The 13,839-nt window shown below is 62.4% G+C and carries 15 protein-coding genes; 4 read left to right on the plus strand and 11 right to left on the minus strand.

The window, feature by feature from the left end; translation table 11 throughout:
* Position 1 precedes the first annotated feature (1 nt).
* From NKI72_RS01745 to NKI72_RS01780, 8 genes are all read right to left on the minus strand, one after another.
* Positions 2-574, minus strand: a complete 573-nt coding sequence (locus tag NKI72_RS01745; RefSeq protein ID WP_352612542.1) for a TRAP transporter small permease — start codon at positions 572-574, stop codon at positions 2-4.
* A gap of 144 nt (positions 575-718) precedes the next feature.
* Complete coding sequence (locus tag NKI72_RS01750) at positions 719-1,693, minus strand: sialic acid TRAP transporter substrate-binding protein SiaP (protein WP_023717039.1); 975 nt, start codon at positions 1,691-1,693, stop codon at positions 719-721.
* Positions 1,694-1,744: 51 nt separating this feature from the next.
* Positions 1,745-2,464, minus strand: a complete 720-nt coding sequence (locus NKI72_RS01755; RefSeq protein WP_352612540.1) for a FadR/GntR family transcriptional regulator — start codon at positions 2,462-2,464, stop codon at positions 1,745-1,747.
* 147 nt (positions 2,465-2,611) lie between these two features.
* The gene (locus tag NKI72_RS01760; RefSeq protein WP_352612538.1) at positions 2,612-3,517 is read right to left on the minus strand and encodes a DMT family transporter; all 906 of its coding nucleotides are present in this window, start codon (positions 3,515-3,517) and stop codon (positions 2,612-2,614) included.
* 88 nt (positions 3,518-3,605) lie between these two features.
* On the minus strand, positions 3,606-6,206 hold the full coding sequence (locus NKI72_RS01765; protein ID WP_352612536.1) for a TRAP transporter permease: 2,601 nt from the start codon (positions 6,204-6,206) through the stop codon (positions 3,606-3,608).
* Between the two features lie 55 nt (positions 6,207-6,261).
* On the minus strand, positions 6,262-7,215 hold the full coding sequence (locus NKI72_RS01770) for a TAXI family TRAP transporter solute-binding subunit (protein ID WP_352502597.1): 954 nt from the start codon (positions 7,213-7,215) through the stop codon (positions 6,262-6,264).
* 93 nt (positions 7,216-7,308) lie between these two features.
* A complete protein-coding gene (locus NKI72_RS01775) occupies positions 7,309-8,640 on the minus strand; it encodes an aspartate aminotransferase family protein (protein ID WP_352470559.1) in 1,332 nt (443 codons plus the stop codon).
* Positions 8,637-9,542: a MurR/RpiR family transcriptional regulator gene (locus tag NKI72_RS01780; protein WP_352849833.1), complete on the minus strand. Its 906-nt coding sequence runs from the start codon at positions 9,540-9,542 to the stop codon at positions 8,637-8,639. Before NKI72_RS01780 ends, NKI72_RS01775 begins: the two co-directional genes overlap by 4 nt.
* Before the next feature lie 96 nt (positions 9,543-9,638).
* On the opposite strand from NKI72_RS01780, the gene NKI72_RS01785 reads away from it, so the two are divergent.
* Positions 9,639-10,487, plus strand: a complete 849-nt coding sequence (locus tag NKI72_RS01785; RefSeq protein WP_352470561.1) for a beta-keto acid cleavage family enzyme — start codon at positions 9,639-9,641, stop codon at positions 10,485-10,487.
* A 167-nt stretch (positions 10,488-10,654) separates the two neighbouring features.
* Positions 10,655-11,047: a GFA family protein gene (locus NKI72_RS01790; protein WP_352452141.1), complete on the plus strand. Its 393-nt coding sequence runs from the start codon at positions 10,655-10,657 to the stop codon at positions 11,045-11,047.
* A gap of 379 nt (positions 11,048-11,426) precedes the next feature.
* Here NKI72_RS01790 and NKI72_RS01795 read toward each other — a convergent pair whose 3' ends face one another.
* A complete protein-coding gene (locus NKI72_RS01795; RefSeq protein ID WP_352849834.1) occupies positions 11,427-11,792 on the minus strand; it encodes a DoxX family protein in 366 nt (121 codons plus the stop codon).
* The gene (locus NKI72_RS01800) at positions 11,789-12,154 is read right to left on the minus strand and encodes a VOC family protein (RefSeq protein ID WP_352470699.1); all 366 of its coding nucleotides are present in this window, start codon (positions 12,152-12,154) and stop codon (positions 11,789-11,791) included. The genes NKI72_RS01795 and NKI72_RS01800 overlap by 4 nt, the downstream gene beginning before the upstream one ends.
* 383 nt (positions 12,155-12,537) lie before the next feature.
* On the opposite strand from NKI72_RS01800, the gene NKI72_RS01805 reads away from it, so the two are divergent.
* Entirely contained in the window at positions 12,538-13,038 is a 501-nt protein-coding gene (locus NKI72_RS01805) for a hypothetical protein (protein ID WP_352849835.1), read from the plus strand.
* 43 nt (positions 13,039-13,081) lie between these two features.
* Here NKI72_RS01805 and NKI72_RS01810 read toward each other — a convergent pair whose 3' ends face one another.
* A complete protein-coding gene (locus NKI72_RS01810; RefSeq protein ID WP_352849836.1) occupies positions 13,082-13,246 on the minus strand; it encodes a hypothetical protein in 165 nt (54 codons plus the stop codon).
* 56 nt (positions 13,247-13,302) lie between these two features.
* Here NKI72_RS01810 and NKI72_RS01815 point away from each other — a divergent pair, with 56 nt between their 5' ends.
* Positions 13,303-13,734: a VOC family protein gene (locus tag NKI72_RS01815; protein WP_352470564.1), complete on the plus strand. Its 432-nt coding sequence runs from the start codon at positions 13,303-13,305 to the stop codon at positions 13,732-13,734.
* The last annotated feature ends 105 nt before the right edge of the window (positions 13,735-13,839 follow it).

The raw sequence follows: 13,839 nt of genomic DNA on the forward strand, positions 1-13,839 counted from the left end.
CTCAGACCCCCGCCGTCTCGAACGCGCCAGGACGCTCGAGCACCGAATAGCCGCGCCTGTAATTGCCGATGAAGACCTGGATCGAGCGCAGAAGCATCAGCACGAACCCGGCCAGTACGGCGTAGAAGAACCAGCGCCGCGGCAGGTTGACGGTGACCATGCGCTCATGCGCCACGATCGTGACGTAGCGCCACATCAACCAGGATCCGTAGCCGAAGAATGCAATGCGGATAACATCGACGGCGAGCGCCAGCCAGCGGCCGACGCGCTCCGGCAGATAGTGGTAAAGCACGTCGACATGGATATGGCGCGAAAGGCGCACGCACATGGCGGCGCCCAGAAAAACGACGACGACGAGCGCGTTGATGGCGATCTCCTCGGTCCAGGCAAGGCTGTTGTTCAGCGCATAGCGGGTGAAGAACTGCAGGAAGACACACACGACCATGCCCCAGAAAACGGCAAGCGTGATCCAGTCCTCGACGCCGTGGTCCGACAGGTCGACGTGTACCGGCACCTCCTCGAAGGCGTGCGCGATCTCTTCGACGGTGATCTCGATGTGGTGTTCCTCGGCCATCGGCGCGGGCTCCCGAAGCTGGTGGGTCGTCAAGGATTGAAAAGGCCGTCCGGCGCAATTTGGAGCCGGACCGAAGAGCAGGTTAAAGCAGCAAATCCGATTGCCGCTCTATCCTCTTGATCAAGCATCTGATTTCCCGGTGCCCTACTTAATGGCGCGGATCGCTTCCCAATCGGCCTTGTTGTAGCCGAACTCCTCGAAGGTGACCTTCTCCAGCACATTCTTCTCGAAGTCGGCACGGTCGACATCGGTTACGCTGATGCCGCGGTCCTTGAATACCTGCACCAGTTCCTTTTCGCGGGCGACGATCTTTGCCGTGGCGCGGGCGGCAGCCTCCTGCATCACCTCGGTGAAGATCTTCTTGTCCTCATCGGAAAGCGAGGCCCAGCGCGACGCCGATATGATGGTGTTTAGATGATCGACGATATGGCCAGTGAGCACGATGTTCTTCTGCACCTCGTAGAATTTCTTCGCCTCGATGGTGGTCAGCGGATTCTCCTGGGCCTCGACCGTGCCGTTCTGCAGGGCCAGATACACCTCGGCGAAGGCAATCGGCGCCGTGTTGGCGCCGCAGGCACGCGGCATGGCCAGATAGGCCGGCACGTCGGGAACCCGCATCTTCAGGCCCTGCATGTCGGAGCACTTGGCGATCGGCCGATTCGAGGTGGTCTGCCGCGTCCCGTAATAGGTGGTGGCGGCGATGTGATTGCCGGTCTTGTCCTCATAGCCCTTGGTCAGGGCCTTGTAGACGTCGCTCTTGGTGTATTTCAGCAAATGGTCGGCATCGCGGAAAGTGTATGGGAAATAGGTGACGCCGATCGGTGGATATTCGCGCGCCGCGAAGCTCGATCCGGAAATGATGATGTCGACGGTGCCGAGCATCAGGCCCTGGTTGATGTCCGCTTCCTTGCCAAGCTGCGAGGCCGGATAGACGTCGATGGCGTAGCGGCCCTGGGTGCGCTTCTTGATTTCGTCGGCCGCCCACACGGATTCGGTGTGGAAGGGCTCCGTCGTCTCGTAGACATGTGCCCATTTCAGGACCGTTTCCGCCGAGGCCGACGCCATGGGTATGGCAATTGCGGCGATCGCACCGAGCAGAACTGCGTATTTTCTCAGCATCTAATTCCTCCCTGGTTGAACTTGACGGCCGGATCTCCCCCCGGCCAACTGCTATTCCGCAACCTCCTTGGCTGCGGCTCTCTCATCGAAATTGCGTGAGAATCTGATTTGCGACTGGCGCAGATGCTGCTGCATGGCGGCCTTGGCCCGCTCGGGGTCGCGCGCGGCAATTGCATCACGCACGGCACGATGTTCCTTTGCCGCGACCTGCCAGGAATCGCTGGTCTCGAAATAGATCGACAGGCGTTCGAAGTACGGGTTCATGCGCTGGTCGAAAAGCTCGCCGATGAAGCGCACCAGCACCGCGTTCTCGAGAATGCCGGCGACAGCGGTGTGGAATTCCCGGTCGAGCGCAATGGTCATCTTGTTGGGGTGACGCATGGCCTCCATCCGGCGCAGCACGTCGTCGAGCCGTTCGATATCTGCAGGCCGGACATGGAGGGCCGCTTCGGCGGCGATCGCGCCTTCGACGAATTCGCGCGCGCGCAACAGCTCGAACGGGCCTTCCTCGACTTCGGGTTCGGAGGCGGGGGCGCTCGGCGGATCGGTGACGTAGATACCCGAGCCGACGCGGATGCGTATGCGGCCTTCGACCTCCAGCGCTATCAGCGCTTCACGGACTGTCGGGCGGGAAATTCCGAGCTGGTCGGCCAGATCCCGCTCGGTCGGCAGGCGGTCGCCCACGGAAAACTCGCCGGCATCGATCAGCTGCCTGAGCTGATCGGCGACCTGTCGGTAAAGCCGGCGTGGTTCAACGGCCTGGATCGGCATGTGCGTTTAGTTCCCTCCCGGGCCAACCCTGGTACATTGGTCTGACCCATTGACCGCAGCTTAGACAGAGGACGCGGAGAGTCAAGCTCGATGGAACCGTGGCCCGCACAACCGGAACGCGGCGGCATTGCGCAAGCATTCCATGCGTCAGCGCCGTCCCCCGCGAATGACCAGGACGTTCCCGGCGGCGACGAGGGCGAGCCCGGCGACCGCGTAAGCGGTCCAGGCATAGCCTTCCAGCGCCGTGGAGATCAAAAGCGCAAAGACGGGAAATATGACGGTCGCATAGCCGGCGCGGGCGCCGCCAATGCGTCCGAGCAGCGTCAGGTAGGCGGCGAAAGCCATGACCGTCGATATGACGGCGAGGAAGACCAGCGAGCCGATATAAGAGGCGGTCGTCGCGAACACGAACGGCTCACCAAGCAGGAAGGCCAGCAACGCCGACCACAAAGTGCCATAAAGCATGCCCCAGGCGCTCGTTGAAACGAGCGGCAGGCCGCGGCGCTGGTTGGCGACGGAGACGAGATTGCCGGCGCAGAAGCTCAGCGTGCCGCAGAGGCACAGAAGAAGACCCACCAGCGTGCCGCCGGAAAGCCCGTTGGCGGCGATTTCGGGAAAGAACATCAGCGCTATTCCGGCGAAGCCGATGGTGCCGCCGGCGAGAATGCGCGGCGCCGGGCGCTCGCCGACGACCAAGGCAGCGAGCAGCATGTTGATGACCGAGGCGAGCGAGAAGACGACCGAGAGCAAGCCGCTGACGAGATAGCCGGCGCCGTAATAGAAAAACAGGAAGTTCGACGAGAAGATGAGGATGCCGAGCACAGCAAAGCGCAAATGATCGGTGATCGGAAAGCGGAGCCGCCGACCGGAAAAGCCCGCCCAGGCAAACATCAGCAGCGTGGCGATGGCGAAGCGCCAGACCAGATTGACCTCGTTCGACACGCCGCTGCCGACCTGAAGTTCGATCGCGAACCACGATGCGCTCCAGGCAATGACCGTCAGCGCGTAAAGCCCGTAGTCGACCGGTTCGAAGGGGCGGTCGCGCGTCGTCATGCGCATTTCCACGTTAGCCGGTTCCGCCGCGCCGTTTGGTTCTCTTGTTACTGACATGCTGGCCAACACTCTTCCGCTCACAAGACGCTTACAGACCGATTGTCCTCCTTCGCCGCTTCTGAACCCAGAAGACGAGACCGAGCAACAACAGGGCCGGGATGGTAAACCAATAGCGCGATGGCCGTTCCGCAGGGACTAGCACCTGGTTGATTTCGTCGCCGGGCTGCAGGCCGAATTTGGCTGCCTGGCTGCCCAGTCGCACGACGCCGACCGTCACGCTATCGCCAAGCGCACTGACGTCCAGGCCCGCCGCCTTCAGGCGTTCGGCCGATGAATTTGCAGGCCCGAGCTGCAGCCGAACCAGCTTCGATATCTCATCGCCGTTGAGGTTCAGTGTCGTCAGGCGCAAGCGAACCGCGCCTGCCTCGGCCGTCTCGTCGACGATACGGCTGAGTTCGGTGGCGGGTACTGCCCGATACGGTTCACTCACCTGATCGAGCAACAATCCCGGCCTGAACAAGATGAAACAGGCCACAAGCAACGCAATCGTCTCGTACCAGCGGTTGCGCACGAGCATCCAATTCTGCGTCGCTGCTACAAACGAGACCATGGCCAGCGTCGATGTCGCCACCATCGCGACGAAATCGAACGGACCTTCGAGATCGACCATCAGCAGTCCGGTGTTGAAGATGAAGATGAACGGCAGCAGGCCGGTACGGATCTCGTACTTGAAGCCCTGAATGCCGGTCTTCACCGGATCGGCGCCGGAAATTGCAGCAGCAGCATAAGCTGCCAGACCCACTGGCGGCGTCACGTCCGCCATCAGCCCGAAATAGAAAACGAACATGTGGACGGCGACCAGCGGCACGGCAAGATCGTTCTGCGCCGCCAAATCGACGATGACCGGCGCCATCAAGGTGGCGACGACGACATAGCTCGCAGTGGTCGGCATGCCCATGCCGAGAATGATGCAGATCACCGCGGTGAACAAAAGCATGACGATGAAGCTGCCGCCCGAGATGAATTCGACCAGCTCGGTCATTACCAGCCCGATGCCCGTGAGCAGAACCGTGCCGACGATGATGCCGGCCGTCGCAGTGGCAATGCCGACCGTCGTCATGTTGCGTGCGGCGGCGGACAGCCCACCGACCAGATCGTCGAAACCGTGAAGCCAATGCTGCGCCAGCGCGCGGTCCTTGCGGAAAAAGGCGGTGAGCGGCCGCTGCGTGACGATCAGCGCCATAAGGGCGACAGCGCCCCAGAATGCCGACAGGCCGGGCGACAACTCCTCCACCATCAGGCACCAGATCAGCAGGATCACAGGCAGCAGAAAATGCAGGCCGGTGCGTGCCGTCTCGCCGAAGTGGGGAATCCTGACGATCTCGCCCTCCAGATCCTCCAGCGGCAGGTCAGGATAACGCGCCCGGTAGGCGACAAGGCCGATGTAGACGGCGATCAGCGCGGCAGTGATCATCCAGGTCGCGGCCGCGCCGAAAACGATCTTCGTCCAGCCAATGCCGTAATAGACAAGCCCTGCGAGGACGATGAAACCGCATACGCCCATCAGCCCGCGCAGCGCGCCCTGAAATGCGGAGTGCGTGCTGCGTGACGGCAGGCCCTTCATCCCCGTCTTCATCGCCTCGATATCGACGATGTAGAACAAGGAGCCGTAGGTCAGCAGCGCCGGATAGAAGGCGTGCTTGACCACCTCGGCATAGGAGATGCCGACATATTCCGCGATCAAGAACGCGGCGGCGCCCATCACCGGAGGCATCAGCTGACCATTGACGCCGGCCGCGCATTCGATGGCGCCCGCCTTCACCGCAGAATATCCGACCCGGCGCATCAGCGGGATGGTGAAGGTTCCGGTGGTCACGACATTGGCGATCGACGACCCGGAAATCATGCCGGTCAGGCCGGAAGCCACGACACCGGCCTTGGCCGGACCGCCGCGGTATCTGCCGAGCAGCGAGAAGGCAAGCTGAATGAAAAAGCCGCCGGCGCCGGCGCGCTCCAGCAATGTTCCGAACAGAACGAACATGAAGACGACGTTGGTGGACACACCGAGGGCAACACCGAAGACCCCCTCCGACGTCAGCCACATCTGCGAGGCTGCGCGCGATAACGTCGCGCCCTTATGGCCGAGCAGGCCAGGTAGGTGAGGCCCGGCAAAGATATAGATCAGCATGCTCGCCGCGATGACGGTGATGGCAGGCCCGACGGCGCGACGGGCGGCCTCGAGCAGGATGAGGACGCCGGCGATCGAGACGACCAGGTCAGCCGTAGTAGGAAGACCCGGCCGATGGGCGATATCGCTGTAAAAGACCAACAGATAGAGGGCGGACGCCGCCCCGGCGATGCCTAGCACCCAGTCGGGCAGCGGCACCCGGCTGCGCGACGAGGTCTTGAAGGCCGGAAACGTCAGCATCGCCAGAAACAGGGCGAAGGCCAGATGGATAGAGCGGGCGATGCCGTCGCTGACGACACCAAAATTGAGCATGAACGGAAGGGACGAGGCATACCAGAGCTGGAACAGCGACCATGCCAGCGATACGCCGAGGATCAGCTTCGCGGTGCGGCCGGTCGGCTTGCGCCCACCGGTGTCGGCCTCGGCGACGATCTCGCTAAGCTTGTCAACGTCGATAACGGGTTGGTCAGGCCCTGCCGCCCGCTGGCTTTGATCTGTCATCGTTCCCCACAATTATTTGCAATGCGAGGCGCCTGTGGCGCCTCGCATTGAAGGCCTAGAGCCACCCCTTCTCCTTGTAATAGCGCTCCGCGCCCGGATGCATTGGCGCCGACAGACCGGTCTTGATCATCTCCTTGGGATCGAGATTGGCGAAAGCCGGATGCAGTTTCTTGAAGTCGTCGAAATTTTCGAAGACCGACTTCACCAGTTCGTAGACCACCTCATCGGGCGTGCTGGCATTCGTCACCACGGTCGCGCGGACGCCGAATGTCGTCACGTCGTCCGGATTGTTGGCGTACATGCCGCCCTTGATGGTGGCGACTGAATAGTACGGATGAGCTGCCAGCAGCGCGTCCACTGCCGGACCGGTCAGCGCGATGAGTTTGGCACCACAGGCCGTGGTCGGATCCTGGATCGCCGCGGAAGGATGACCAACGCCATAGAAGAAACCGTCGATCTTGTTGTCGCACAGCGCGCTGCCCTGCTCGTCCGCCTTCAGCTCCGCGGCAAGCGAGAAATCGCCGAGCGTCCAGCCCATCTGCTTGAGCAACTCCTCCATGGACGAGCGGGTGCCTGACCCGGGATTGCCGACGTTGAAGCGTTTGCCTTTGAAGTCCTCGAATTTGGTGACGCCGGCGTCTGGCCGCGCCAGCACGGTAAACGGCTCGGGATGGACAGAGAACACGGCCCGCAGATCCTTGAACGGCTTGCCGTCGAAATTTCCGGTCCCCTCATAGGCCTGGTACTGGACGTCCGATTGGGTCAAGCCGAAATCGAGGTCGCCGGTCTGGATGGAGTTGACGTTGAAGACCGAACCGCCGGTCGACTCCGTCGAGCATCGGATGCCGGTTTTCTGCCGGTCCTTGTTCATCAGTCGGCAAATGGCGCCGCCGACGGCGTAGTAGACGCCGGTGACCCCGCCGGTGCCGACCGTGACGAAGCGCTGCTCGGCTCCGACGGATGGCAGCGCCAGCAGCATGCAGGCCGCCGCGCCGATCAGGGTTTTCATTGAACTGTACATGGTTGCTACCTCTCTGGTGGGTGTCCCGGCCCGTCGCCGATGACGCGTTGGAACTGGTTGAGGCGGTCCGCGTCGTGCGGCTCAGGCCGCTGAAGCGATCGCAGCGTCGATCGCCTCACCGAGCCGTTCGACGATCCGATCGATATCCTGTTTGGAAATGATGAATGGCGGCGCCACAAGCACATGAACGCCCCGCACACCATCAATCGTCCCGGCCATCGGATAAATCATCAGGCCGCGGGCCATTGCTTCGCGCTTGATGCGGGCGTTGAGTTCAAGCCTCTGGTCGAATGGTTCCTTGCTGGCGCGATCAACCACCAGCTCGATTCCCCTGAATAGACCCCGCCCGCGAATGTCGCCGACGTGATGGTGGTTATCGAAGCGTTGGTGCAGGCGTTCGTCCAGCTGCGCGCCCATTGCGCTGACGTTGTCGAGCAAACCGTCACGCCGGATGACCTCCTGCACGGCAAGGCCGGCCGCCGCTGCCATTGGATGGCCCATATAGGTATGTCCATGCTGGAAGAAGCCCGAGCCTTGGGCAAAGGCATCGAATATATGCCGGCCGAGCAGCACCGCGCCAATCGGCTGGTAGCCACCGCCGAGTCCCTTGGCGATGGTCAGCAGGTCGGGAGCGATGCCGTCCTGCTCGCACGCATGCAGCGTGCCGGTACGGCCCATGCCGCACATCACCTCGTCGAGAATGAGCAGCACGCCGTAGCGGTCGCAAATCGCGCGAATGTGCTTGAAGTAGTCCGCGACCGGCGGCACCGCGCCGAGCGTGGCACCCACCACCGGCTCGGCGACAAAGGCGATGACCTCGTCCGGGCCGAGTTCGAGGATCTTGTCTTCGAGCTGCTGGGCGGCGCGCGCCGCATAGGCTTCGTCGCTTTCGCCATGCTTTTGATAGCGATAGGCGTAACAGGGGTCGATATGGTGGGTCTCGATCAGCAACGGCCTGAACTGGGCGCGCCGCCATTCGTTGCCGCCGGTGGCGAGAGCGCCGAGCGTATTGCCGTGATAGCTCTGCCGGCGTGCGATGAGATGGCGCCGTTGCGGCTCGCCTTTCTCGACAAAATATTGCCTGGCCATCTTGAGCGCGGCCTCGACCGCCTCCGAGCCGCCGCTGACCAGATAGACGTGGTCCAACCCTTTCGGCGCGTCCTCGACCAGCCGGTCCGCCAAGCGCTCCGCCACCTCGGTGGTGAAGAAGCTGGTATGGGCGTAGGCGATGCGGTCAAGCTGGGCGTGCAGCGCGGCAATCACGTCGGGATGGCCGTGGCCGAGACAGGACACGGCCGCGCCGCCCGATGCGTCGATGTAGGACTTGCCCTCTGCGTCGAACAGTTCGATGCCTTGGCCGCGAACGGCGACCGGCAGCGTCGAGTGGATGGTTCGATGAAGAATGTGTGTCATCGACGGTCCCTCAGGGGCATTTTCTTCGGCGCACGCTGGTTCAGGTGGGTCTTGAGGGCGGCGCCCTGCTCATCGAAGCGTCGCAGCGATTCAACGGCGCCCTCGCCTGCCTGTCCTGCGACAAGAGCACCGAGGATCTCAGCAACGATGAAAGCTGGCGTCATGGTGTGGAAAAAGGACGGGCTGCCGGTCGGCACGACGACCAGGTGATCGGCAAGCAGCGCCAAGGGGGCTACCCCGCTGTCGGTGATCGCAATGACCGGTACGCCGCGGCCGGCAGCATACTCGACAAGCTCGATGGTGAAGCGCGTGTAGGGCAGGACGCTGGCGGCGATCAGCACGTCGTCCTTGGTCGCATGGGCCAGAGCGTCGCCATCGGTTCCGCCGATGCCGTGCAACAGCACCGACTTCTCGCCGATCAGCGACAGGATGTAATGCAGATGCCAGGCCACCGCATGGCTCGAGCGCAGGCCGAGGCAATAGACGCGCCTTGCCGCACTCAGCGCCCTGGCCGTGTCGACCAGACGGTCGATCGACCTGCTTTCGGCCAGATGGGAAAGCTGGCTGGAAATCGAATCCAGAATATCGGCCGCCAGCGCGTGGTCGCCCTTGAGCTTTTGGCTGGCCACCTGAAGGCCCGCCTTGCCGGCGAAACCGATTTCGCCGTCCCGGATCGCGGCGGCGTAGATATCGCGTACCGCCTCGTAGCCATCAAGGCCGAGATGCTGGGCCAGCCGCGTCATCGTCGCCGGCTGCACTCCTGCGTGCCGGGCCTGCTCGCGCATGGACAACAGCGCGACATCATACGGCTTGTCAAGGACATAGCGCGCAGCGGACCGAAGCTGCGCCGACATGCCGTCGAAGGCAGTGACGATCTGTCCAGCAAGCTCTCCCTGGTCCATGGATATTGCTAGCTCGCCAGCCCAGCGATTGCAACGTCTGTTTCAGTGTGATCAAAGATTGATTCATATGAATCTTGTCGCTCACAGAACGTCCCCATGAAGCCGGCCACTGGTCTCGACCGCATCGCCATAGCCGTCGCCCCGAATGGGGGACGTCGCAGCAAGGCCGACCATCCGGCGATTCCACTGACACCAGCCGAACTTGCGAGGACGGCCGCGGAATGCGCCGATGCCGGTGCGGCTATGATCCACGTCCATGTCCGCGACAGAAGCGGCAATCATCTGCTCGACCCCGACGCCTACCGCCAGACGATCGCCGCCATCCGCGGTGCTGCCGGCGACCGCTTGATAATTCAGATCACCTCCGAAGCGCTCGGTATCTATTCGCCGGCCCAACAGATGGCCGTCGTACAAGATGTGAAGCCGCAAGCTGTCTCGCTGGCGCTTCGCGAAATCGTTCCTGATGCCGGATCGGAACTCGCCTGTGTGCGCTTCATGGCCTGGCTGCACACCGAGGGGGTTGCGCCGCAGATCATCCTCTATTCGCCCGAGGAGGCCGTCAGGCTTTCGGACATGCAGCAGCGCGGACTGATCCCCTGGGCAAGCATACCGGTTCTCTACGTGCTGGGCCGATACACGCCGGGACAGGCGTCCGTTCCTGCCGATCTCCTGCCATTCCTCGCGGCGAACATGCCGCGCTTCGACCATTGGAGCGTCTGCGCCTTCGGCCGCAACGAAGCGGCGTGCGTGACCGCCGCCGCGTTGCTTGGCGGCCATGTCCGGGTCGGCTTCGAAAACAATCTTTTCCTTCCGGACGGCAGCATAGCCTCGTCCAACGCCGAACTGGTAGCGACCGTCGCACGCATACTCGCCGACTGCGGCGTCAAGATCGCCTCGGCCGCCGAGTTGGCGGCTCAATGGAACGCGCCGTTTCGTTCCATATGACAAACCAAAGCCTATTTTCGGCGGCAAGCTCGCGCAAGACATAGAGAGGCGGCTGCAATGTCATCGCCACGGAAGAACGACGTGTCCCCGCCCGCGGCGCGGCGATTGCAACAACAGTGCCGGTCGTTGTAACCATTCCGGCCGCTTGATATTGGAGGAGACGCAGCATGGACCGATTCACCGGCGGTTGCCTGTGCGGCAACGTCCGAATTGTCGCGTCAGGGCGCCCATACCGGGTCGGCCTTTGTCACTGTCTCGACTGCCGCAAGCATCATGGCGCCCTTTTTCACGCTTCCGCGATTTTTCCTGAGGATGCGGTGACGATCGACGGCGAAACACGCGACTACGCCGGGCGGTTTTTCTGTCCCCGCTGCGGCTCCTCCGTTTTCGGACGCACCGCAGACGAAATCGAAGTAAACCTGGGGTCCCTGGATGCGCCTGACCAGCTGATGCCAACCTACGAAAGCTGGATCATCCGACGCGAGTCCTGGTTGCCGCCGTTTCCGCTCACCAGACGGTACGAGCGCGATCGTGACGCCACGGGTCGCTTTGAGGAATAGGTCGCAGGAACGGTGCCGAGGAGGCAACGACATCAGAACATGGATTTTCACAGGCCGCCTGCTCACGCCGCTAAAATGTGAACTTGCATGTTTACAAGGTGCGCTGCCTTCATCCACATTGCCCCATGGGCATTCGTGAGCGCCTAAGGCGACCCGTGACAGCCAAGGCGCCGGACCTTAGAGGAGGATCGCAGGGGATGGGATTCATCGTCGCGATCCTGACGCAGGCTTTGTACAGAGCGCCGCGTTCAAAGCTGGCCGTTTAGGAGGTCACGCCGGAAGATCGGCCTTGCGGAAGCCATCAACGAAATGCCCAAGCAGCGCAGCGTCGTGGAATGGCTCTGTCGTGGTCCAGTGGCCCGCCGCCTCGAAACGATGATCACAGGCTAATGGTCGCGGCGACAATCAACCCGCCCAAGACGGCGACATTGATGGTGAAGCCGGTACGAAGCGCTTCGCGTTCATCGCCGCTGTAGCGCCAGAAGTTGAGCGCCATGAACGACGCCGCAATGGTGAATACGGCCAAGGTCGCGGCGGGAAAGGGTCCACCAAGGCCCGCTGCTAGGCAAAAGCCGCCTGCGATCTCCAGCACCGATCCGGCCGCGAGAAGAGGCCTGGGAGCAGGAAAGCCCCGCTCGGCCAGGGACGCTGTAACTGCCCGGAACCTGAGGAAATGCTCGGCGCCCGCCCAGATAAAGACGCCGCCGAGCAAAACCAATCCAAGGTGGTGGAGGAACGCGATCATTCCTTGCTGCCGTCCTCGGTGTAAACCGCTAGCTCGTAACCATCCGGATCCGCGAAATGAAAGCGCCGGCCGCCGGGGAACCCATAAATCGGCCTTACGATCGTGCCTCCCGCTTCCTCGACCCGCTTGACCGTTGCCGGCAAATCATCGGCATAGAGAATGACGAGCGGGCCTCCTCCGGACCTCGCTGGGCCAGCGGCGAAGCCACCTGACAAGCGCCCGTCGTTGAACTCGCAATATTGCGTGCCGTAGTCAGTGAAGGTCCAGCCGAAGGCCTTTCCGTAGAAGTCGCGTGACCGCTGAATGTCTTTCACGTTGAATTCGACGTAGTCGATCCGTTGATCGTTGTTGTTGCTCATGATGCATACCTCTCGTGTGATGTACGACGGCGAAAGATAAGCACGCATCTCGCCTGCCGGATTGAACAAAACGGCCATCGACGTATGGCTTCACACGGCGCCGCCGAGGCGATGCATCTGACATGATTATTCACCTACCCTCTTCCTTCCGGCCGGAAGAAACAACCGATTCTTGCAACCGTTTTCGATTGGCAGACGTTGTCGGTCGTGCAGATTGTTGTCTCGAGCGACGGCGGGCGCAGCCACTGCGTCGTAGGTTCACCGCCGGTAATCCGAAGAGGAGCGAGATGAGCGATCCCGTCCCAGCGCAGGCAACGGGTTCATTTCAGCAACGTCCAGCGTCGGCGCGGCTTCACGGGAGCTTTGCTTCGGTGTGGGCGCATCGAATGGACCCGGCGGGCGCACCGCCAATCGTCGTCATGCCCGATGCAACGATCGACCTGCAATGGATCGGAGGCAGCTTCCGAATTGCCGGCCCCGACAAGGAGCCGCAGACCGAGGTCCTGGCGGCAGGCGAGATCGTGATCGGCTTGCGCTTTCATCCTGCCACGGCGGCGGCATGGCTCGGCGTGCCACAAATCGAGCTTGTCGGCCAGAGGCTGTTGCTCGACGATTTATGGGGCGCGCGAGCCCGGCGCCTCGCCAGCCGCGTGCGCGCAGGCGACAATCTCGAGGATCTGGCCTGTTCGCTCGAACAGGTCGTCGCCGAGGAGGCGGCCTCCCGCGCGCCAGACGTTCCCATGCAGGCGGCATATCGCCTGATCGAGCGCGGGCCGCCACCCGACGCGCCGCTCGTCCCTTGGTTGATGCGCGCACTCGAGATGAGCGAAAGGACGTTGCGCCGGCGCTTCGACGAGAGCTTCGGCTATGGCCCCAAGACCGCTTGACCGTATCCTCCGCTACCAGCGCTTTCTGCGGCTTTCGAGCCAATCAAACAGCGCCACGGCCATCCTGGCAGCCGAGGCGGGCTATTCCGATCAGGCGCATCTTGTCCGCGAGAGCCGACGCCTGACGGGAAGCACCCCGCGACAGATTCATCACCTGCTGCAGAACGGGTGAAACCACGTCGCGCTCTTCATTGGCCGTTTTGTTCAATTCGTCACTGTCGCCCGACTTTATCCTGGTGTCTCCGACAACCAGAGGAGATCGCCATGAAACCGCGCATTTCGGTTTTGACTATCGCTGTCGCCAACCTCGAGAGTTCTCTGGCGTTCTACCGCGACGGTCTCGGCTTGCCGACGGAAGGGATCATCGGCCGCGAGTTCGAGCATGGCGCCGTCGCGTTCTTCACGCTGTCCGGCGGGTTGAAGCTCGCGATCTGGGCGCAGGACGACCTCGCCTACGACACTGGCCTGCCCAAGGCGCCGATCAGCTCGACCTCGTTCACAGTCGGACACAACGTTGTGCGCCGCGAAGAAGTCGATCAAGTGATGGATGAGGCCGCTCGCGCCGGAGCCGAGATCATCAAGCCTGCCCGGGACACGTTCTTTGGCGGATATGCCGGATACTTCCGCGATCCGAACGGACACCTGTGGGAGGTCGTCTGGAACCCCGCCAACATACCGAATGAGGACGCTCTCTGAGGGCAGGTATGGCCCTGTAGGATCGGGCCGTTCCGGTCATTCCCGGTGCTGGCAAATTCTATCGGCATCGGGGCGGGCGGCCTGCTTTCCCTGGCAAACGAAGCC

Origin of the sequence: Mesorhizobium sp. M0437 (genome assembly GCF_040321335.1) — a bacterium.
Classification (GTDB): Bacteria; Pseudomonadota; Alphaproteobacteria; order Rhizobiales; family Rhizobiaceae; genus Mesorhizobium.